General features: G+C 71.4%; 18 protein-coding genes and 1 pseudogene. 12 read left to right on the top strand and 7 right to left on the bottom strand.

The genetic code is table 11. The features are described 5' to 3' along the window. Positions 1-58 precede the first annotated feature (58 nt). Complete coding sequence (locus tag LHA35_RS14190) at positions 59-1,507, top strand: FAD-dependent oxidoreductase (protein ID WP_226608933.1); 1,449 nt, start codon at positions 59-61, stop codon at positions 1,505-1,507. On the opposite strand, the gene LHA35_RS14185 is transcribed toward LHA35_RS14190, so the two are convergent. Next, on the bottom strand, positions 1,495-2,313 hold the full coding sequence (locus LHA35_RS14185) for a metallophosphoesterase family protein (RefSeq protein WP_226608932.1): 819 nt from the start codon (positions 2,311-2,313) through the stop codon (positions 1,495-1,497). The two genes, LHA35_RS14190 and LHA35_RS14185, sit on opposite strands and share 13 nt — an antisense overlap. A 126-nt stretch (positions 2,314-2,439) precedes the next feature. Here LHA35_RS14185 and LHA35_RS14180 point away from each other — a divergent pair, with 126 nt between their 5' ends. The 5 genes from LHA35_RS14180 to LHA35_RS14160 all read left to right on the top strand — a co-directional run bounded on the left by LHA35_RS14180 (position 2,440) and on the right by LHA35_RS14160 (position 7,538). Then, positions 2,440-3,348: a DMT family transporter gene (locus tag LHA35_RS14180; protein WP_226608931.1), complete on the top strand. Its 909-nt coding sequence runs from the start codon at positions 2,440-2,442 to the stop codon at positions 3,346-3,348. A 124-nt stretch (positions 3,349-3,472) separates the two neighbouring features. Next, positions 3,473-4,249: an SDR family NAD(P)-dependent oxidoreductase gene (locus tag LHA35_RS14175; RefSeq protein WP_226608930.1), complete on the top strand. Its 777-nt coding sequence runs from the start codon at positions 3,473-3,475 to the stop codon at positions 4,247-4,249. Positions 4,250-4,328: 79 nt separating this feature from the next. Next, positions 4,329-5,087 carry an SDR family NAD(P)-dependent oxidoreductase gene (locus LHA35_RS14170; RefSeq protein WP_226608929.1) on the top strand — a complete coding sequence of 253 codons (759 nt, stop codon included), beginning with the start codon at positions 4,329-4,331 and terminating at the stop codon, positions 5,085-5,087. A 4-nt stretch (positions 5,088-5,091) separates the two neighbouring features. Next, positions 5,092-5,922 carry a polysaccharide deacetylase family protein gene (locus LHA35_RS14165; protein ID WP_226608928.1) on the top strand — a complete coding sequence of 277 codons (831 nt, stop codon included), beginning with the start codon at positions 5,092-5,094 and terminating at the stop codon, positions 5,920-5,922. A 14-nt stretch (positions 5,923-5,936) separates the two neighbouring features. Next, positions 5,937-7,538, top strand: a complete 1,602-nt coding sequence (locus LHA35_RS14160; RefSeq protein ID WP_226608927.1) for an ABC transporter substrate-binding protein — start codon at positions 5,937-5,939, stop codon at positions 7,536-7,538. Positions 7,539-7,672: 134 nt separating this feature from the next. Here LHA35_RS14160 and LHA35_RS14155 read toward each other — a convergent pair whose 3' ends face one another. From LHA35_RS14155 to LHA35_RS14145, 3 genes are read right to left on the bottom strand one after another with little or no spacing between them, the layout of a single operon-like run. After that, positions 7,673-8,137, bottom strand: coding sequence for a cupin domain-containing protein (locus tag LHA35_RS14155; RefSeq protein WP_226608926.1), 465 nt, complete (start codon positions 8,135-8,137; stop codon positions 7,673-7,675). 50 nt (positions 8,138-8,187) lie between these two features. Beyond that, a complete protein-coding gene (locus LHA35_RS14150) occupies positions 8,188-9,057 on the bottom strand; it encodes a metal ABC transporter permease (RefSeq protein WP_226609010.1) in 870 nt (289 codons plus the stop codon). Beyond that, positions 9,054-9,794 carry a metal ABC transporter ATP-binding protein gene (locus LHA35_RS14145; RefSeq protein ID WP_226608925.1) on the bottom strand — a complete coding sequence of 247 codons (741 nt, stop codon included), beginning with the start codon at positions 9,792-9,794 and terminating at the stop codon, positions 9,054-9,056. Before LHA35_RS14145 ends, LHA35_RS14150 begins: the two co-directional genes overlap by 4 nt. 298 nt (positions 9,795-10,092) lie before the next feature. Here LHA35_RS14145 and LHA35_RS14140 point away from each other — a divergent pair, with 298 nt between their 5' ends. After that, positions 10,093-12,519: an ATP-binding protein gene (locus LHA35_RS14140; RefSeq protein ID WP_226608924.1), complete on the top strand. Its 2,427-nt coding sequence runs from the start codon at positions 10,093-10,095 to the stop codon at positions 12,517-12,519. 273 nt (positions 12,520-12,792) lie between these two features. Here the strand turns inward: LHA35_RS14140 and LHA35_RS14135 are convergent, their stop codons facing one another. Further along, positions 12,793-13,731, bottom strand: coding sequence for a DMT family transporter (locus LHA35_RS14135; protein WP_226608923.1), 939 nt, complete (start codon positions 13,729-13,731; stop codon positions 12,793-12,795). 49 nt (positions 13,732-13,780) lie between these two features. Between LHA35_RS14135 and LHA35_RS14130 the strand changes: the two genes are divergently transcribed. The 4 genes from LHA35_RS14130 to metC are packed head-to-tail and all read left to right on the top strand — an operon-like array spanning position 13,781 to position 17,204. Beyond that, positions 13,781-14,419, top strand: a complete 639-nt coding sequence (locus LHA35_RS14130; protein WP_226608922.1) for an NUDIX domain-containing protein — start codon at positions 13,781-13,783, stop codon at positions 14,417-14,419. Continuing rightward, complete coding sequence (locus tag LHA35_RS14125; protein WP_226608921.1) at positions 14,419-15,153, top strand: alanyl-tRNA editing protein; 735 nt, start codon at positions 14,419-14,421, stop codon at positions 15,151-15,153. The genes LHA35_RS14130 and LHA35_RS14125 overlap by 1 nt, the downstream gene beginning before the upstream one ends. Before the next feature lie 3 nt (positions 15,154-15,156). Beyond that, positions 15,157-16,002, top strand: coding sequence for a sulfurtransferase (locus tag LHA35_RS14120; RefSeq protein ID WP_226608920.1), 846 nt, complete (start codon positions 15,157-15,159; stop codon positions 16,000-16,002). Continuing rightward, the gene (gene metC / locus LHA35_RS14115; RefSeq protein WP_226608919.1) at positions 16,002-17,204 is read left to right on the top strand and encodes a cystathionine beta-lyase; all 1,203 of its coding nucleotides are present in this window, start codon (positions 16,002-16,004) and stop codon (positions 17,202-17,204) included. The genes LHA35_RS14120 and metC overlap by 1 nt, the downstream gene beginning before the upstream one ends. A gap of 171 nt (positions 17,205-17,375) precedes the next feature. Here metC and LHA35_RS14110 read toward each other — a convergent pair whose 3' ends face one another. Next, a complete protein-coding gene (locus LHA35_RS14110) occupies positions 17,376-17,651 on the bottom strand; it encodes a hypothetical protein (RefSeq protein WP_226608918.1) in 276 nt (91 codons plus the stop codon). A 359-nt stretch (positions 17,652-18,010) separates the two neighbouring features. Between LHA35_RS14110 and LHA35_RS14105 the strand changes: the two genes are divergently transcribed. Then, positions 18,011-19,504, top strand: a complete 1,494-nt coding sequence (locus LHA35_RS14105) for a GntP family permease (protein WP_226608917.1) — start codon at positions 18,011-18,013, stop codon at positions 19,502-19,504. A gap of 16 nt (positions 19,505-19,520) precedes the next feature. Here LHA35_RS14105 and LHA35_RS14100 read toward each other — a convergent pair. Continuing rightward, positions 19,521-19,697, bottom strand: a pseudogene (locus LHA35_RS14100) (IS110 family transposase); the annotation flags it as partial.

Below are 19,697 nucleotides of genomic sequence, written 5' to 3'. Positions count from 1 at the left end.
CGCGACCGCACCGGAGCCCGGCTGGCCGCCCTGCCCGTGCCCTGGCAAGCTGCGCCGCATGGACGGACTGGACTCCCTTGCGGTGCATGAGCGCCGCGTCGCGCGTGACCTCGCGCTGCTCGGCCTGCCCCCGGCGAACTGGCCAGCAACCGTCGCGGGCCCGGATGGCGAGCCGGCGCTCGACGTGCTGGTCGTCGGCGCCGGCATGTATGGGGTGGTGGCGGCCGGGGCGCTGCTGCTAAAGGGCGTGCGCAACATCCAGGTGGTGGACCGCGCACCGGAAGGGCTGGAGGGCCCCTGGATCACCTATGCGCGGATGGAGACGCTGCGCAGCCCGAAGCACCTGCCCGGCATCCCCCTCGGCATCCCCGGCCTGACCTTCCGCGCCTGGTACGAGGCGCGCTTCGGCATGGCGGCCTGGGAAGGGCTGTACAAGATCCCGAATGCCGACTGGCAGGACTACATCCTCTGGGTCCGGCGGATGCTGGACGTGCCGGTGCGGAACGGCGTCTCGGTCCTGCGCCTGTCGCCCGGCGCCGGCATGGTCGCCGCGACGCTGGCGACGCCGGAAGGCGAGCGGGTGCTGCATGCCCGACGCGTGGTGCTGGCGACCGGCCGCGCCGGCACGGGCGGCGCCGCGATCCCGCCCGGCATCGACCCGTCGCTCTTCCCCGCCCTCGCTGCCCATAGCGCGGAGGCGATCGACTTCACCCGGCTGCGCGGCAGGCGCGTCGCCGTGCTGGGCGCCGGCGCCTCAGCCTGGGACAATGCCGCGACGGCGCTGGAACAGGGCGCGGCCGGCGTCGAGATCTATGCCCGCCGGCCCTTCCTGCCGCAGATCAACAAGGGCCGCGGCTCGGCCCATCCCGGCTTCTTCGAGGGCTGGGCCGGCCTGCCGCCGGAGGAGAAATGGCGGCTGCTGGTCTACATGGCCGACCTGCAATCGCCGCCGCCGCATGAGACGGTGCTGCGCACGCTGCGCCACGACGGCTTCCGCATTCATTTCTCGACACCCATCACCGGCGCGCGGCGCGAGGGCCGGGCGGTGGCGCTGACCATGCCCGAGGGAGGCAGGGCCTCGGCCGATTTCCTGATCCTCGGCACCGGCTTCGTGGTGGATGCCGCGCGCATCCCGGAACTGGCGGGGCTCGCCGGCCAGATCGCCAGCTGGGGCGACCGCCATGCCCCGCCGCCCGAGGCGCGGCGGCCCGAACTGGCGCGCTTCCCCTGGCTGGGCGAGGGCTTCGAGCTGGAGGCGCGCGAGCCCGGTGCCTGCCCCGGCCTCTCCCGCATCCACCTGTTCAGCCATGCCGCCATGGCAAGCCTGGGCGCCATCGCTTCCGACATCCCCGGTGCCTCGATCGGGGCGGAGCGGCTGGCGCAGCGCATCGCGGCACATCTCTTCCGGGAGGACATCGCCGTGATGCGCGGCCGGCTGGAGGCCTTCGCCGAGCCGGAGCTGGAGAGCACGCCCTTCTTCGTACCCGCCGCCTTTCAGCGCGGATAGATCTCCTGCACCACGGATTTCAGCCAGTGGTGCTCCATCCCGTCCGGCGCCAGCAGACTCGTCTCCGCGCCATCCGGGCCCAGCCGGTGCACCAGCGCGCCGGGCAGGCGCTCGCCCGGAATGCCGGGCTGGATCGCCGGCTCGCAGAGGAAGGAGACGGGCGGCGCCCAGGCATAGCGGACCGGGCCGCGCGCGAATTGGTGGTACAGGTGCAGGTGGCCGGACGCGACCAGGCTCAGGCCGGGATGCCCGAGCAGCGGCGCGAGGGCCGGCCGCGCCTCCGGCGCCACCGCCCAGTAGTCGAAACGCGGATCCTCCGGCATGCTGGTGAAGGCGGGGGTGTGGAGGAAGAGGGCGATCCGCCGCTCCCCGACACCGGCGGCAGCCTGGCGGATGAAGCCGGCCTGTGCCGCCTCCTCCGGCAGGCCGGTGCCCATGATCTCGGTGTTGAGGCCGATGAGGCGCCAGCCCGGCAGGTCCCGCGCCCAGGCATCCTCGCCGGCCAGCCGCCGGAAGCGTGCCAGCCGCGTCGCATCCACCGGCTGCTTGGGCATCGTGCGCGGATCGCTGCCCACGTCATGGTTGCCGGGCAGGACGAGCAGCGGCGCCGGCAGCGGGCGCAGCAGGCCCATGGCGAAGGCCAGGTCCTCCTCCCGGTCGGCCCCGTCCAGGGAGAGATCGCCCGTCACCACCACCAGGTCAGGCCGCGCCGCCTCGGCCCAGGCGGCGATCAGCGCCAGGTTCCGCCGGAACAGGCTCGTGCGCGGCGAGAGATGCGTGTCCGAGATCTGCAGGATGCTGGTCATGCGGCCGTTGTCCTTCCCCGACCGCAGCCATAGCACGGGCCGGCGGGGAGGCATCGTGATGCGATGATCACGGGACGCCGCCGTCCCGCCCCCCTATGCTGGAGCCAAGCCGGCAGGAATTCCCCGTTGAGTACGACCACCACCGAAGCGGCAGCCGAACGGGTGCTGCCGGGCATCCTCCTGATCCTCGCCTCCGTCGTGCTCTTCTCGGTCTCCGACGCCATGGCGAAGCTGATGCGGCTGGAGGGCCTGCCGGCGGTCGAGGTCGCCTGGCTGCGCTACCTCGTCTTCATGGCCTTCGCCCTCGTCCTCGCAGCACGCGGCCGGGTGCTGCGCCAGCGGCCGAGGCGCCTGCGGCTGCAATTGCTGCGGGGCCTAACGCTGGTCGGCTCCGCCGTGCTCTTCGTCGCCGGGCTCGGCTTCTTGCCGATCGCCGAAGCGACCGCCATCACCTATGTCGCGCCGGGCTTCGTCACCGCGCTCTCCATCGTCTTCCTCGCCGAGAAGGTCGGGATCAGGCGCTGGGCCGCGGTCATTGTCGGCTTCATGGGCGCCCTGATCGTGATCCGGCCCGGAAGCGGCGCGCTTTCCGCCGCGGCGATGTTCCCCGTTGCCTCTGCCCTCTGCTGGGCTGCGACCATCGTCATCACCCGCAGGATGGGCGCGGGCGACCGGACCGAGACGACGGTGCTGTGGTCCGCCGGCACCGGGCTCCTCCTGCTGACCGCGCTGGTGCCCTTCGTCTTCGTCATGCCGACGCTGTGGCAGCTCGGCCTCGGCCTTGCGCATGGCGTCTGCTCCTCGGTCGGGCAGTATCTGGTGATCCTGGCCTACCGGCAGGCGGCGGCCTCGCTGCTCGCGCCCTTTTCCTATGTGCAACTCATCTTCTCGACGACGCTGGGCTGGCTGATCTTCGCCGCAGTGCCGGATGGCGGCACGGTGCTGGGCGCGGCGGTGATTATCGGCAGCGGGCTCTATACCGTGCACCGCGAGCGGGTGCGGGCACGCGAACGGGCCGCGGCGCGCGGCGACTGACGCGCGGGGTTGCCGGCCCGGCGGGATCGCCGCACCATCCCGGCCCAAGCCGATCGGCGGAGACGAAGGCACGGAGGCGTGACTCCGTTCCGCGGGTTGCGGGTGTGACGCACGGAGGCGGGCGATGGCGCAGGACGGGATGGCTGGCCGGTTCGCGGATCGGGTCGCCTTCGTCACCGGCGCCGCGTCCGGCCTTGGCCGCGCCAGCGCGGTGGCGCTGGCGCGTGAGGGTGCGCGCCTGCTGCTATTTGACCAGGACGCAGCGGGCCTGGCGGAGACGGCATCGCACTGTCCCGGCGCGCTGACCGTCGCGGGCGATGTCACCTCGGCCGCGGCGCTGGAGGAGGCGGCGCGGGTGGCAGCACGGCTCGGCCCCGTCTCGCTGCTGGTCGCCGCCGCGGGCATGCTCGGCCCGGCCAAACCGGTGGACCAGGCGACCGAGGCGGAGTGGGACCGGCTGTTCTCGGTCAATGTGAAGGGGACCTGGCTGACGGTGCGGGCGGTGCTGCCGGCCATGCGGGCCGCGGGCGGCGGCGCCATGGTGCTCTTCGCCTCGACCGCCGGCCTCGCCGGCTCCGCCACCCTGCCGGCCTATTCCGCCAGCAAGGGCGCGGTGGTGATGCTGACGCGCAGCCTGGCGCTGACCCATGCCGGCGAGGGCATCCGGGTCAACTGCGTCTGCCCCGGCTCGATCGAGACGCCGATGCTGGAAGCGACCTTCGCCTCGGCCGGCGACGCGGCGGCACGGGCGGCACGGGAGGCGGCCTTCCGCACCCGCCACCCGCTGGGCCGCTTCGGCACGGCCGAGGAGGTGGCGGAGACGGTGCTCTTCCTGCTCTCCGATGGCGCCGGTTTCATCACCGGCGTCGCCCTGCCCGTGGATGGAGGCCGACTTGCCTGACGCGCCTGACACACCTGATCGGCAGGGAGCACAGGGCGCCAGCCCGGGCACCGGCACCGTGAATCAGGCGTCCAGGATCATGCCCGGACGCTTCACCGGCCGCGCCGCCATCGTGACAGGCGCGGCGCGCGGCATCGGCGCCGCCACCGCGGCCCGGCTGGCGCGGGAGGGCGCGCAGGTACTGCTGGCGGACCGCCTGCCCGCCGTCACGGACGCCGCGGCCGCGATCGGCGGCAGGGCGCTGGCGATCGACCTGGCGGAGCGCGGCGCGGGGGAGCGGCTGGCCCGCGTTGCGCTCGATTCCTTCGGTCGCATCGACATCCTGGTGAACAATGCCGGCATCGGCGGCTCCCGGGCTCTCGCCGAGTCCGATGACGCGCTGATCGAGCGCTTCATCGACACCAACCTGACGTCGGTGCTGCGGGTGACACGCGCCGTGCTGCCGCACCTTCCGCGGCCGGGCGGGCGGATCGTCTCCGTCTCCTCCGTCTTCGGCATCGCCGGCGTGCCGGGCACCACCGCCTATGCCGTGGCCAAGGCCGGCATCGCCCAACTCACCCGCCAGCTCGCCGCCGAGCTCGGCCCGACAGGCATCCTGGTGAATGCCGTGGCGCCCGGCGTGATCGAGACGGCGATGACCGAGGGACACCTGCAGAAGGACTACTACCGCCGCGCCGTGCTGGAGCCGACGCCGCTGCGGCGCGCGGCGAAGCCGGAGGAGGTGGCGGCGGTGATCGCCTTCCTGGCCTCGGAGGATGCCTCCTATGTCACCGGCCAGGTGATCGGCGTGGATGGCGGCTGGCTGGCGGGACGACACCTGCCACGGGATGGGGAGTGAGCCGATGATCGACATGCGTGTGCGTTGGCCGGAGGGCGCGAGGGTTGCCGTCACGCTGACCTTCGACTTCGATGCCGAGACGCTCTGGATGGCGCGGGATCCGGACAACATCCGCCGCCCCGGCATCCTCAGCCAGGGCAAATACGGCGCGAAGGTCGGCGTGCCGAAGATCCTCGAGACCCTGAAGGATGCCGGCGTCCCCGCCACCTTCTTCATCCCCGGTTGGACGGTGGAGAACCACACTGATCGCTGCGAGATGGTGCTGAAGGAAGGCCATGAGATCGGCCACCACAGCTACAGCCATGCCTGGATCGACCCCGCCCATCCCGACAAGGAGGTGGAGGAGATGGAGCGCGGGCTGGACAGCCTGAAGCGTGTGCTCGGCGTGGTGCCGAAGGGCTATCGCTCACCGGCCGGGGAGACCAGCGACAACCTGATCCGCCTGCTCGACAAGCACGGCTTCCTCTACGATTCCTCCCTGCTCGATGACATCAACCCCTACCGGCACGTCATGCCGGATGGCCGGCCGGGGCCGATCGAGTTGCCCTGGCACTGGAGCCTGGACGACGCGCCCTATGCGCTCTTCTCCATCAAGAGCCCGCGCCCGATCTTCACCAACAGCCACATCAAGGAGATCTTCCAGACCGAGTTCCAGGAAATCCATCGCTGGGGCGGGCTCTACAACCTGGTCATGCACCCGCAGGTCTCCGGCCGGCCCAGCCGCATCGCGCTGCTGCGCGAGATGATCGCCTGGATCCGCGATTTCCCGAGCGTCTGGTTCGCCACCTGCACGGAGGTCGCCGAGGCCTGGGCGGCTCATCACGAGACGCGCTGAGAAGGGACCCGATCATGCTTCGCATCTGGCGCGGCCTGCTGGCCGCCACGCCCCTCGCCCTGGGCCTTGCCCTTTCCGCCGGCCATGCCGATGCGCAGCAGCGCGACCGGCCGATCCGGCTGGTGGTCAATGTCGGGCTGCAGAATCTCGACCCGATTGCCAGCCCCAGCTTCGTCACGCGCAATTTCGCCTACATGGTCTTCGACACGCTCGTCGCCATGGACAGCAAGGGCGAGTACCGGCCGCAGATGCTGGAGTCCTGGCAGGCCAGCCCGGACCGCATGGTCTGGACCTTCCGGCTGCGCTCCGGCCTCGAATTCCATGACGGCACGGCGGTGACGGCGGAGGATGCCGTCGCCTCCATCCGCCGCTGGGGCCAGCGCGATTCGATCGGCCGCCGCATGATGGCCGCGACCCGGGACATCAAGGTCGTCGATCCCGCCACCTTCGTGCTCGAACTCTCGCAGCCCTTCGGCCATGTCATCGAGGCGCTGGGCAAGCCGAGCGTGCATGTGCCCTTCGTCATGCCGGCGCGTATCGCCAATGCGACGCCGCCCACCACGCCGGTGCGGGAGATCATGGGCAGCGGCCCCTTCCTCTTCGACCGGGATGCCTGGGTTCCCGGCGAGCGCACCCATTTCCGCCGCAACCCCGCCTACAAGCCGCGGGAGGAAGCGGCGGACGGGCTCGCCGGCGGCAAGCGGCCGCTGGCCGAGCGCGTCGAGTTCCTGACCATGACAGACGTTTCCCTGCGCGCCGCGGCCCTGACGCAGGGCGAGGTCGATTACCTGGAATACGCGCCCTTCGACTACCTGCCGCGCTTCCGACGCGACCGGAACCTGGTGCTGTCCCAGGCCGGCGGCATCTCCCAGATCATGGGCGGCGTCTCGATCAACCACCACCTGCCGCCCTTCAACAATCTCGCCATGCGCCGCGCCGTGCAGGCGGCGCTCGACCGCACCGAGATCGTGGCGGCGCACGGCCTGCCAGAGGGCATGGCCTCCCCCGACTGCGTCTCCATCTTCATGTGCGGCACGACCTATACGAACGAGGCCGGCGGCGACATCATCCGCCAGCCCAGCCTGGAGCGCGCCCGGGCCCTCCTGCAGGAAGCCGGCTACAACAATGAGCGCGTCGTCATCCTGCAGCCCGCGGATTCCGCGCTGATCAACCCGATGGCGCTGGTGGTGATCGACCGGCTGAAGCGCGCCGGCATCAACCTGGATGTCCAGGCTTCCGACTGGTCCTCCATCGCCGGCCGCTGGGTGGCGCGGGAGCCGATCGAGCGCGGCGGCTGGAACCTAGTGCCAGTGGTCTATACCGGCTTCGACATGTCCGACCCGCTGTCCAATGTCGGCATCGGCTACAACTGCACCAACAACCAGCCCTGGGGCTATTGCGTGGAGGCGATGAAGCCGGTGCTGGAGGCCTATGCGGCCGAGAGCGACCCGGCGAAGCGCAAGGCGCTGGCGGCCGAGTTGCAGAGGCTGGCGATCGAGAACGTCACCTTCCCGATCAGCGGCCAGTTCCGCAGCCCGGCGGTCTGGCGTGCCGAGCTGAAGGGCGTGATCGATTTCGGCTTCCCCGTGATGTGGAACATCGAGCGGGCGCGGTAAGCACCGCCGGACACGGACAGCAGGGGATTGCCCGGCCCTCAGCCGAGCAATCCTTTTCCGCTGCGCGCCCCAGGGGATGGCGGCAGAGAGCCAGGTCAGCCCTGGCGAAGGTGCATGCCGGTCGGCCGCGCCGCTCACTCCTCCAGCGGCGGGCCGACGAAGTCCAGCCCATAGCGCGCGCCGATCGCCGCCGCGGCGGCAGGGTCGGTGACGCCCGCATCCGCCACCTCCAGGAAGAACTCCTCGAACCCACCGGGCGTCACGCCGATCAGCAGCAGTCCGGGCGTGGTTCCGATATTGCGGAAGGCATGCGGCACGCCCCGTGGCAGGAAGGCGGCGGTCCCCTCCCCGCCTTCCCCGACCGTCGCGCCGCAGCGGAAGCGGAAGCGGCCGGACAGCACCTGGAAGAACTCGTCTTCCCTGTGGTGGACATGCAAGGGCGGGCCCATGCCGGGCGGCACCGGCTCCTCCCACAAGGCGAAGCGGCCGGCGGTCTCGGCGCTCCGGATGCGGATCAGGCGCTCGCCGAAGGCGTGGTTCCGCGCTCCCTCCCCGGGCGCACGCAGGACGGGGGCGAAGGCGGGGCTGGTTTCGGACATGTGCGGTTCCTCCCGAGGCGGGAAAGGCTACCGCAGCCGCCGCCGGCGCTTCACCCGGCCAGATGCGGCCGGCGCAGCAGCCGCGGCAGCAGCCCGTCCACCGGCCCACACAAGACCGAGAGCAGCCAGGCGAAGCCCGCTGCCAGCACCACCGCGGGCCCGCTCGGCACATCCGCATGGAAGGAAAACAGCAGGCCGCCATAGGCGCTGGCCGCGGCGATCGCGACGGCGGCATAGGTCATCCCACCCACCTGCCGCGCCCAGTGCCGCGCCGCGATCGCCGGCAACATCATCAGCCCGACGGCCATCAATGTCCCCAGCGCCTGGAAGGCCGCGATCAGGTTCAGCACCACCAGCGCCAGGAAGCCCGCATGCCACCAGGCGCCGCGCGCGCCGACCGCCTGGGCGAAGCCGGGGTCGAAGCATTCCAGCACCAGCGGCCGCCAGGCGAAGGCCAGCGCCACCAGCGTCACGGTCGAGCTGCCCGCCATCAGCAGCAGCGCCGCATCGTCCACGCCCAGCACGCTGCCGAAGAGCAAGGTGGTGAGCTCGACCGCGCTGCCCCGCCAGGAGACCAGCGCGACGCCTGTCGCCAGCGCGACCAGATAGAGCGCGGCGAGCGACGCGTCTTCCCGCCCGCCCGTCGCCCGGGAGAGCGCGCCCGCCCCGACGGCAACGGCCAGCCCCGCGACCAAGCCCCCCGCCGCCATGACCGGCAGCGAAAGCCCGGCCAGCAGGAAACCGGCCGCCACGCCCGGCAGGATGCCATGCGCCAGCACATCGGCCGTCAGGCTCATTCGCCGCAGCATGAGGAAGAGGCCGAGCGGCGGCGCGGCGGCCGCCAGCGCCAGGCAGCCCACCAGCGCGCGCCGCAGGAAGCCGTAATCGACGAACGGGCCGAGGAGGAAATCGAGGATCAGGCCGCGTCCCGCCGTTCGCAGGGCTCGGGCTCCGCGGCCCAGGCCTCCGCCATCATGCGGGCGCGCAGCCGGTTGGCCGCGGTCAGCACCTCGGCAGTCGGGCCCCAGCCCAGGCAGTCGCGCGCCAGCAGCAGGCTCAGCGGGAATTCGCGCCGCACCAGGTCCAGGTCGTGCAGCACCGCGACCACGGTGCGCCCCTCGCCATGCCAGCGATGCACCATGGCCAGCAGATCGGCGGCGGTCCGGGCATCAAGCGCGTTAAAGGGCTCGTCCAGCAGGATTACCGGCGCGTCCTGCAGCAGCAGGCGGGCGAAGAGCAGCCGCTGGAACTGCCCGGCGGAAAGGCTGCCGGCCGGCCGGGCCTCGAAGCCCGCAAGGCCGACCGCAGCCAGCGCCGCCCGCGCCCGCTCCCGCCCCGCCCGGCCGATGGCGCGGAAGGCCCCCGTCTCACCCCAGAGGCCGAAGAGCACGACATCAAGGCAGGCGATAGGGAAGGCCCGGTCCACCGCCGCGGCCTGCGGCAGCAGCGCGATCTGGCCGGCCGCCCCCTCGATCCGGCCGGTCTCCGGCCGGTGCAGGCCGGCCAGGGCCCGCAGGAGGGTGGACTTGCCTGCCCCGTTCGGCCCCACCACGGCGGTCAGGCTGCCCGGCGCGAAGCGGCCGGAGACGTGATGCACCGCCGGCCGCCGCGCATGGGTCAGCGTCAGGTCGGTCAGGCGGATCTCGGCCGGATTCATGCTGCCATTGCCCAGGCCACGGCCCCCCAGAGCGCGGCCGCAACCAGCCCGGCCAGCACCAGGCGGGCACCGGCGCCCGAGGAGAGGGCGAGCGGATCGGGAAAAGGCCAAGGCATGACGTTATTACATAACATCCGCCGGTGCTCTGGCAAGCGGCACGGCCGTCACTCGATTGCATGCCCCGCAAGAGACAGGCGGGCCGTGCGGGCCCGGGCGAGGCTCTCGGCGGCGTGAAACCAATCCCTCAACGAAAAAGGTAGTTTGTCGTCCGTTATTAACTTCAAGGTCATGAGTCCGCATGCGTCAGGCGTTCACCGTCACCGACCAGGGCGTGCCCGCCCGGCCTGCGGTGCGCCGCCCGCTGCTCCGGCGCTGGTGCTTGCGGCGCGGAGGCGTGCGGCTGTCAACGCGGCTGCTGTTGATCATCGCCACCTCCCTCCTGCCGATCCTGGCCATGCAGGTCGCGATCGCCTGGAGCCAGTGGGCGGACCGCAAGGCGCAGCTCAACGACCTCGCCATCCAGCAGGCGCAGCTCCTGGCCGGCAATCTCGACGGCATTGCGCAGGGCGCGCGCATCCTGCTCGGCGCCGCCACCGAAAGCCCGGAGGTGCGGCTGCTGGCACCCGGCTGCGACCGACACCTCGCCGATCTGCGCCGTCATGCGCCCGGTTATGCCTTCATCGCCCTGGTGGATGCGGCAGGGCGTATTGCCTGCGCCTCCGAGCCAGGTCTCGCTGCCCAGGAAGCCGGCGCTGCCTGGGTCACCGCGGCCCGGGCGGCACAACGCTTCGTCGCGGGACGCCACACCCGCACCGCCGCCACGCCGGCGGGCGTGCTGCCTTTCTACCTGCCGCTGGAGGCAGCCGGGCCGGTCAGCGGCAGCACGCTGGTCGCGGCGATCGAGCTCGGCTGGCTCGAACAGGCGCTCCACCGCATGAAGCGCGCCGGCTCGCCCTTCCTGGCGAACGGGGTTCTCACACTGGCGGATGCCGAGGGCATCATCCTGGCGCGCGATATCCGCCATGACGAGTTCGTCGGCCGCTCCTTCCCGCCTGCCGCCGCGCCCCTCCTGGGCGCCGAGGCACCGGGTACCCTCCGGCTGCGCAGCATCGACGGTGCGACCCGCCTCATCGGCTATGCGCCGCCGGTCGCGGAGAACCACCGCATCGCGGCCGTGGTCGGCTTCGAGGAAAAGGAGCTGCTGCGCGACATCGAGCGCGCGCTGCTGCAGGGCGTGCTGATCCTCGGCAGCGGCAGCCTGCTGGCCTTCGGGCTCACCCTGCTGATCGCGCGGCGCTTCATCACCGATCCCACCAAGGCCCTGTTGGCGGCGGCGCGGCGCTGGCGCAGCGGGGATCTGGCGGCCCGCGCGCCCGGCGCGGATGCCCATGCCGAATTCGGCCAGCTTGCCGCCGCCTTCAACGGCATGGCCTCGGCGCTGCAGCAGCGGGAGGACGAGTTGCGCCACCATGCCCAGGTGCTGGAACACCGCGTGGCCGAGCGCACCCGCGCGCTGCGGCAGGCCAATGCGCGGCTGGAGGCCGAGATGCAGGAGCGGCGCAACACCGAGGCGCAGCTGCTGCAGGCGCAGAAGCTGCAGGCGGTCGGCCAGCTCGCCGGCGGCATCGCGCATGATTTCAACAATGTCCTGCAGGCGGTGCTGGGCGGCGTCGCCCTGATCTCCCGCCGGGCCGGCGACCCGGCCGCGGTGGCCCGGCTGACCGGGATGGTCGAGGAGGCGGCGCGGCGTGGCGAGTCCATCACCCGCCGGTTGCTCGCCTTCTCCCGACGCGAGGAGTTGCGGGCGGACCGGCTGGATGTCGGCGCCCTGCTGACGGGGCTGCGGGAGGTGCTGGCGGCGACGCTCGGCGTCCGCATCCGGGTGGAGGTGGAGGCCCCCGCGGGCCTGCCGCCCGTGCTCGCTGACCGGGGCCAGTTGGAGACGGTGCTGGTCAACCTGGCCACCAATGCGCGCGATGCGATGGAGGAGGGTGGCCGGCTCACCCTCGCGGCCCGGTTGGTGACCATCGGGCCCGAAGAGGCCAATGGGCTCCACCCGGGCGACTATGTCCGCGTGATGGTGGCCGATACCGGGACAGGCATGGATGCCGCGACGCTGGCCCGCGCCGGCGAACCCTTCTTCACCACCAAGCCGGCCGGCAAGGGTACCGGCCTCGGCCTGGCCATGGCGCGCAGCTTCGCCGAAGGGTCGGGCGGCCGGATGACCATCGAGAGCGAGCCCGGGCAGGGCACGCGGATCTGCCTCTGGCTGCCGGCCACGGCAGCCGAGCCCGGCCTGGTGGCGCCACAGCCGCGAAGAGCCGAGCCGGGCAGTGCGGTACCATCCGCCCGGGTGCTGCTGGTGGATGACGAACCGGCGGTGCGGGAGGTGCTGGCCGCCCAGCTCCGGGATGCCGGCTACAGCGTGACCGACCTGGCGGATGGCGGAATGGCCCTTGCCCGGCTCGAACAGGGGCTGGGCTGCGACCTGCTGGTGTCCGACCTCGCCATGGAAGGCATCGACGGCGTCACCCTGATCCGCGAGGCGCACCGCCTGCGGCCCGGACTGCCTGCCATTCTCGTCACGGGCTATGCCGGCGACGCGGCGGCGCTGGCTGTCGGGCAATCGGTGGAGGGAAGCTTCACCCTGCTGCGCAAGCCGGTGACCGGGGCGCAGCTAACGGACCAAGTCGCGGCGCTGCTGGGCGCGCGTGGCAGCGCCTGATGCGCCGGGTGGGCCTTGCCCGCCCCCGGATCCCTCCACGAAGCCACACTCTGACCGGAACCGGCCTCAGAACGGATTGCCTTCGGCACCAGAGCAGATTGCGGGAGGGCGTGAACGCCCAGGTGCGTGAGGCTGCTCGAAAAACAAGTAGCACCAGCGGATGGGCGTTCAGGTGTGAACGCAATCCGCTGTAGCGACCATCCGCGGCCGGTGTCGGGCCGTGGCGCCGGTTGGCGCGCCGGGGCATTCCCACCCCTTCGGGATCGGCTCCGCTCAGCGCTTCAGGCCCAGCGTCACCTCCCGGTGCCAGATATACAGGCCGCTCGCCACCAGCACCGCGATGCCGGCGAAGTCCCAGCCATCCGGCAGTTCCGCCCAGACAACGGCCCCCAGCGCGGTGGTCCAGAGAATTGCCGAGTACTCGAAGGGCGCGAGCAGCGTCGCCTCGCCGCGGCGATAGCCCTCCGTCATCATCACCTGCGCCAGGGCGGAGACCAGGCCGATTCCGGCCAGCAGGGCCCATTGCCCCGGGCTTGGCCAGACCCAGCCCGGCAGGCTGGCCAGGGCGGAGACCAGCGTGGCACCGATCGCGAACCACAGCACGATGGTCGCATTGCTCTCCCCCGCATCGCCCATGCGGCGGATGGTGATCATGGCCAACGCCCAGCCGAGCGCGCCCAGCAGCACGGCCAGGATGCCGAGGGGATCGCCCCCCGACGCCCCGGCCGGCAGGGTCATCAGCAGCACGCCACCGAAGCCCGCCAGCACCGCGGCGCCGCGGCGCGGCCCTACCCTCTCCCCCAGCAGCGGGATGGAGAGCAGCGTCAGGAAGAGCGGCATGGTGAAGCCGAGCGCGGTGACGGTTGCCAATGGCAGCACCGCATAGCCGTAGAAGGCTCCCACCATCCCCATCAGGCCGCCCGCCAGCCGCGCGGCGTGCAGCCCGGGATTGCGGGTGCGCAGCGCGGTGATCCCGCCGGCCTGCCAGAGCAGGGGCAGCAGCGCCGGGATCGCGAAGAGGTTGCGGAACAGCACCACCTGGGCCAGCGGCATCTGCCCGCCCAGCGCCTTCACCAGGGCACCGGCCACCGAGAAGATGCCGGCCGCGCCCAGGATCATCAGCACCGCCCGCCGGCGGGCGGCGGAGCGGCGGGCGCGGTCGGTCGTGGGCGGCGCCGTCCCGGACGGGGTGGCGGCGGGCGCTTCGGGCATTCCGGGGTCCATGGACGGCGTTCGGCCCCAAGGGTAGGGTCCCGCCCGCATGAAAGCCAGACCAGCGAAGGCGCCGCCGATTCCGGCGCATCCCGGCGTGACGGTGCTGGAGGACGAGGTCGTCTGGGACGGCCGCTTCCCGCTGCAGCGCGTGCGCTTCACCTATACCCGGTTCGATGGCAGCCAGTCCGGCGCGCTGACCTGGGAGCTGTGGCGCCGACATGCCGGCGTCGCGGTGCTGCCCTATGACCCGAAGGCCGATGCCGTTGCCCTCATCGAGCAGTTCCGCCTGCCCGCGCTGGCGGCCGGCCTCGATCCCGTGATGATCGAGTGCCCGGCCGGACTGCGCGAGATCGGCGAGGCACCCGAGGATGTCGCGCGGCGGGAGACGCAGGAGGAAACCTCGCTCCGGCCCGACCGCTTCGAGCTGATCTGCCGCACCATGCTGATGCAGGGCGGTTGCGACGAGCTGATGCACTACTACGCCGCGCGCGTGCACCTGCCCGAGCCCGGGAAGGCCGGCACGCATGGCCTGGTGGAAGAGCACGAGAACACCCGCGTGATCATCCTGCCGGCGGAGGAAGCCTTCGCCATGCTCGATGCCAACCGCATCATGAACGCGACGGCCATGGTGTGCCTGTGGTGGCTGCGCCACCACCGCGCCCGGCTGCGCCAGGAATGGGCCTGATGCCGACCGACCTGCTGTACCGGGACGACGCCTATCTGCGCGAGGCAAGCGCGACCGTGCTGGCCGCCGGGCCGGACGGCGTGCTGCTGGATCGCACCCCCTTCTACGCCCAGGCGGGCGGGCAGCCGGGCGATGCCGGGCTGCTGCGCTGGAGCCAGGGGGAGCAGGTCGGCGAGACGCCGATCCTGAAGGCCGTGAAGGGGCCCGACGATACGGTGCTGCACCTGCCCGCCGAGGGCGCCCCGCTGCCCCCGATCGGCATGACCGTCACCGCCTCGCTCGACTGGTCCCTGCGCCACCGCCACATGCGCATGCACACCGCGCTGCACCTGCTCTGCAGCCTGATCCCCGGCGCCGGCGTGACGGGCGGGCAGATCGGCCCCGATCGCTCCCGGCTCGACTTCGACCTGGCCGCGCCGCCCGCCAAGGAATGGCTGACCGAAAGGCTGAACGCCCTGGCCGCCGAGGACCATGCAGTCGGCGAGCGCTGGATCAGCGAGGAGGAGCTGGACGCCAATCCCGGCCTGGTCCGCACCCTCTCGGTCCAGCCGCCGCGTGGCGCCGGCCGCATCCGCCTGGTGCGCATCGGCGCGGAGGAGGCACCGGTCGATCTGCAGCCCTGCGGCGGCACGCATGTGCGCCGCACCGCGGAGATCGGCCGGCTGGAGGTCACCAGGCTCGAGAACAAGGGCAAGCAGAACCGGCGCGTGTATCTCGTGCTGGCAGGGGAGTGAGACATGGAGGATCTGGTCAGCACGGAATGGCTCGCGGCTGAGCTCGGCAAGCCCGACCTGGTCGTCTTCGACGCCACGAAATACCTGCCGAACGAGAATATGGACGGCCGCGCGAAATACGCCGGCGCCCATATCCCGGGGGCACGCTACTTCGACATCGACGTGCTGGCGGATCCCGAGAGCAGCCTGCCGCACATGATCCCTACCGCGGCGCGGTTCGAGAGACTGCTGGGCGCGCTCGGCGTCTCCAATGCCACGCGCGTGGTCTTCTACGACCAGAAGGGCCTGGCCAGCGCCGCGCGCGGCTGGTGGCTGATGCACCTGTTCGGGCACCATCACGCCGCCGTCCTCGATGGCGGCCTGCCGAAATGGCTCAAGGAGGGCCGCCCGACCGAGGCGGGCGAGCCTCCTGCTCCGGCGCCGGCCAGCTACACCGCCGATTTCCAGGCGGAGCTGGTGAAGGGCATCGGCGATGTGAAGCGCATCGTGCGGCAGGGCGGCGGCGGGGCGTTGATTCTCGATGCCCGTGCCAAGGGCCGCTTCGACGGCACCGCGCCGGAGCCGCGGCCCGGACTGCCTTCCGGCCACATGCCGGGCGCGGCGAACCTGCCGTATACCGAGCTGCTGAACCCCGACCAGACCATGAAGGACCCGGCCGCGCTGCACGCCCTTTTCGCCGCGGCGGGCGTGACGGCGGAAAGGCCCGTGGTCACCTCCTGCGGCACCGGCGTCACCGCCTGCATCCTCGCCCTCGGCCTGAAGCGCGCGGGCTTCCCGGAAGCGGCGGTGTATGACGGGTCCTGGACCGAATGGGCCTCCCGCCCCGAGACGCCGAAGGTGCACAGCTGATGCCGGATGACGTGACTACCAAGACGAAGAGCTACGGCTTCTCCACGCGGATGAGCCATGCGGGCCGCGCCGGCACGCATGTGCATGGCTTCGTGAACCCGCCCGTGCATCGCGGCTCCACCGTGCTCTTTCCCAATTGCGAGGCACGGCGCGACGGCGCGAAGCACCGCTTCGAGCAGTACATGACCTACGGCACGCAGGGCGGGCCGACCCACTACGCGCTGGAGGATGTGATCGCCGAGATCGAGGGCGGCACGCGCTGCCTGATCCTCGGCACCGGCCTCGCCGCCGTTGCGGTGCCACTCATGGCCTGGCTGAAGGCCGGCGACCACTGCCTGATGCCGGACAGCGCCTATGGGCCCGCGCGCACCCTGTGCGACGGGCTGCTGAAGGGCTGGGGCATCGAGACGACCTATTACGATCCCTGCGTGGATGAGGCGGGCATGGCCGCCCTGATCCGCCCCAACACCAAGGTGGTCTACACCGAGAGTCCCGGCAGCCACACCTTCGAGATCCAGGACATCCCCGCCATCGCCCGCGCCGCGCATGCCCGCGGGGCCAAGGTGATGATGGACAATACCTGGGGCATCCATCACTTCCGGCCCTTCGAGAAGGGCGTGGACGTCTCCATCCAGGCGCTGACGAAATATGTCGGTGGCCATTCCGACGTGCTGCTCGGCAGCGTGACGGTGAACAACGAGGAGGACTGGAAGACCCTGCGCGTCGCCGGCTCGCAGCTCGGCCAGTATGCCTCCCCCGATGACTGCTGGCTGGCGCTGCGCGGCGTCCGCACCATGGCGGTCCGGCTGAAGCACCAGGAACGGAGTGGCCTCGAGGTCGCGCGCTGGCTCTCCGGCCGGCCTGAAGTGCTGCGCGTCCTGCATCCGGCGCTGCCGGAGCACCCGCAGCACGCCCTCTGGAAGCGCGACTTCAGCGGTGCCTGCAGCCTCTTCGGGGTGGTCTTCCAGCCGCAATACGCCTTGCAGGACCTCTACCGCTTCATCGACAGCCTGGCGCTGTTCGGCATCGGGGCGAGCTGGGGCGGCTATGAGAGCCTGGCGATCGCCACCACCGGCAACATCACCCGCACCGCCGGCACGGGCGAGTTCGGCGGGCCGATGTGCCGCATCCATGTGGGGCTGGAGGAGCCGGCCGACCTGATCGCCGATCTCGGGCAGGCGCTGGCCCGCCTCGCGGGCTGAGGACCCGGACGCGGGCTGCCCTGCATGCCGTGGCTGGGTGGCGGGGCAAGCCGTGCCGGAAATTCCGTGACGGTCGGTCTCCGGCGGGCCGTGCGGAGGTATCCGGGACGGCCGGGGGATCGCTGGCAGGACGCCCCCGGACCCGCCTGCCGGTCCCCATGACCGGGCAGCTCAGCCGCGGCGCCGCCCCCCTTCCGGGAACAGCATCTCGAGCAGGGCGACACCGGCGCCCACCCCTACGAAGGCTATGACGAAACGCAGCCAGAGGTCGGACAACGGCGTCCCCAGCATCGCGCCGCCGGCAAAGGCATTCAGCAGGCCCGCGGTGATGGCGGCCAGGAAAACTCGCACCTTCATGGAGAAGTACGGCCTGCCCGTGACGAAGAAAATCAGAACGACGACGATCCCGGCAATCAGTCGATACATGTTCGGGTAGAAATCGGACATTCGTCCCCTCCCCTGGAATTTTCAGCTTCGATACCTCGTGAGCCTTCGGAGCCGCCCGCCATCCTCGCGGCTGCAGCCGCGCCATGGGGTTTGGCAGCACCTCGTCCCAACACCCGCGCCAGACCGCAGTTCGTTCGTGGCAAGGGTTCAGCACAAGGCGGATGGAACCGGGTTCGAGGCTCGGGCACATTGCCCCTGCCTCGTCCCGTCACGCATCCCAGGGCGTCCTTGCGCGTTGCGCGGCCGCGCTTCCGCTCTGGCCTGGTGCCCTGGGAAGGCGCAACACCAATCCGGGGCCGATGGGCCGGGGACGACCCCAGGCTCGACGGCGCCCGGTTCCTGCCAAGAGGACTCCGCCGATGATTGGCCTCGCCGGCATCATCCTGTCGCTGTTCCTGCTGATGTACCTCGCCTACCGGGGCATCAATGTGCTGGTGCTTGCGCCCCTGATGGCGCTGCTGGCCGTGCTCGCGCAGGGCGACCTGCCGATCCTCGGCACCTATACGCAGGTCTTCATGGCCTCGCTCGGCCGCTATGTCGTGCAGTTCTTCCCGCTCTTCATGCTGGGCGCGATCTTCGGCAAGCTGATGGATGACAGCGGCTCGGCCCGCGTCATCTCGCATTGGATCGTCGGACATGTGGGGGCGGAGCGCGCGATCCTCGCCGTGGTGCTGGCCTGCGGCGTGCTCACCTATGGCGGCGTCAGCCTCTTCGTCGTCGCCTTCGCGGTCTTCCCGATCGCGGCCGCGCTGTTCCGGGAAAGCGGAACGCCCAAGCGCCTGATCCCGGGCGCCATTGCGCTGGGCAGCTTCACCTTCACCATGACGGCGCTGCCAGGCACGCCAGCGATCCAGAACGCCATCCCCTCCCCCTTCTTCGGCACGGATGCCTTCGCCGCGCCGGGACTCGGCATCATCGCCGGCCTCATCATGTTCGCCGGCGGCACGCTCTGGCTGAACTGGCGCGCGCGCTCCGCCCGGCTGGCCGGGGAGGGCTATGCCGGCCCGCTCGCCGCGCGGCCCGCGCCGGGGGATGGCTATGGCCCGAGCACGGTCGGCGCGGCGCAGGTCGGCGGGCCGCGGCAGGCGCCGCCGCCGGCAGGCGCCGACCAGCCGACCGGCGTGCCGGCCGAGGAGGCAGCGCGACCGGAGCCGCCTATCGTGCTGGCCTTCGCGCCCGTCCTGCTCGTCATCGCGGTGAACTGGGCCTTCCTCAACCTGGCGATCCCGGCGATGGACACGGCCTACCTCGCTGAGCCGCGCTACGGCGCGACCAGCATCGCCTCGGTGCGCGGCATCTGGTCGATCATCGTCGCGCTCGTCGTCGCCATCCTGTTCATCCTGGCGACCTCCTGGCGCGCCTTTGCCGATGTGAAACGCTCGGTGAATGAGGGCACGATGGGCTCCCTGCTGCCCATCTTCAACACCGCCTCCGAGGTCGGCTACGGCGCGGTCATCGCCAGCCTGCCGGCCTTCTTCGCCATCCGGGAGGCGGTGCTGGGCGCGGGCGGCGGCGATCCGGTGATCTCGCTGGCCGTCGCGGTGAACGTGCTGGCCGGCATCACCGGCTCGGCCTCGGGCGGCATGAGCATCGCCCTGCAGACGCTGGGCTCGACCTATGCCGAGATGGCGCAGGCCGCGGGGATCAGCCCGGAGATCCTGCACCGCGTCTCGGCGCTGGCCTCGGGCGGCTTCGACAGCCTGCCGCACAACGGCGCGGTCATCACCCTGCTGGCGATCTGCGGCCTGACCCACCGGGAGAGCTATGCCGATATCGGCATGGTCTCGGTGCTGATCCCGCTGCTCGGGCTGGTGACGGTGCTGGTGCTCTACAGCCTGTTCGGCACCTTCTGAGCGACCGTGTTGCGGGTCAAGCGGCACGCCATGGCTGTTGGGTCCTGACGATGGCGTTGAGGATGCCGAGCAGCTTTCGCATGCAGGCGACGAGGGCGACCTTCTTGGGTCGGCCTCGGGCGGTAAGTTGCTGGAAGTGGCGTTGGATGGTGGGGTTCCAGCGGGTGGCGGCCAGGGTTGCCATGAAGAGGAC

Origin of the sequence: Roseicella aerolata, assembly GCF_020523605.1 — a bacterium.
Classification (GTDB): Bacteria; Pseudomonadota; Alphaproteobacteria; order Acetobacterales; family Acetobacteraceae; genus Paracraurococcus; species Paracraurococcus aerolatus.
The sequence above is the reverse complement of the archived record's forward strand: the minus strand, read 5'-3'. Positions and strand labels throughout refer to the sequence as shown.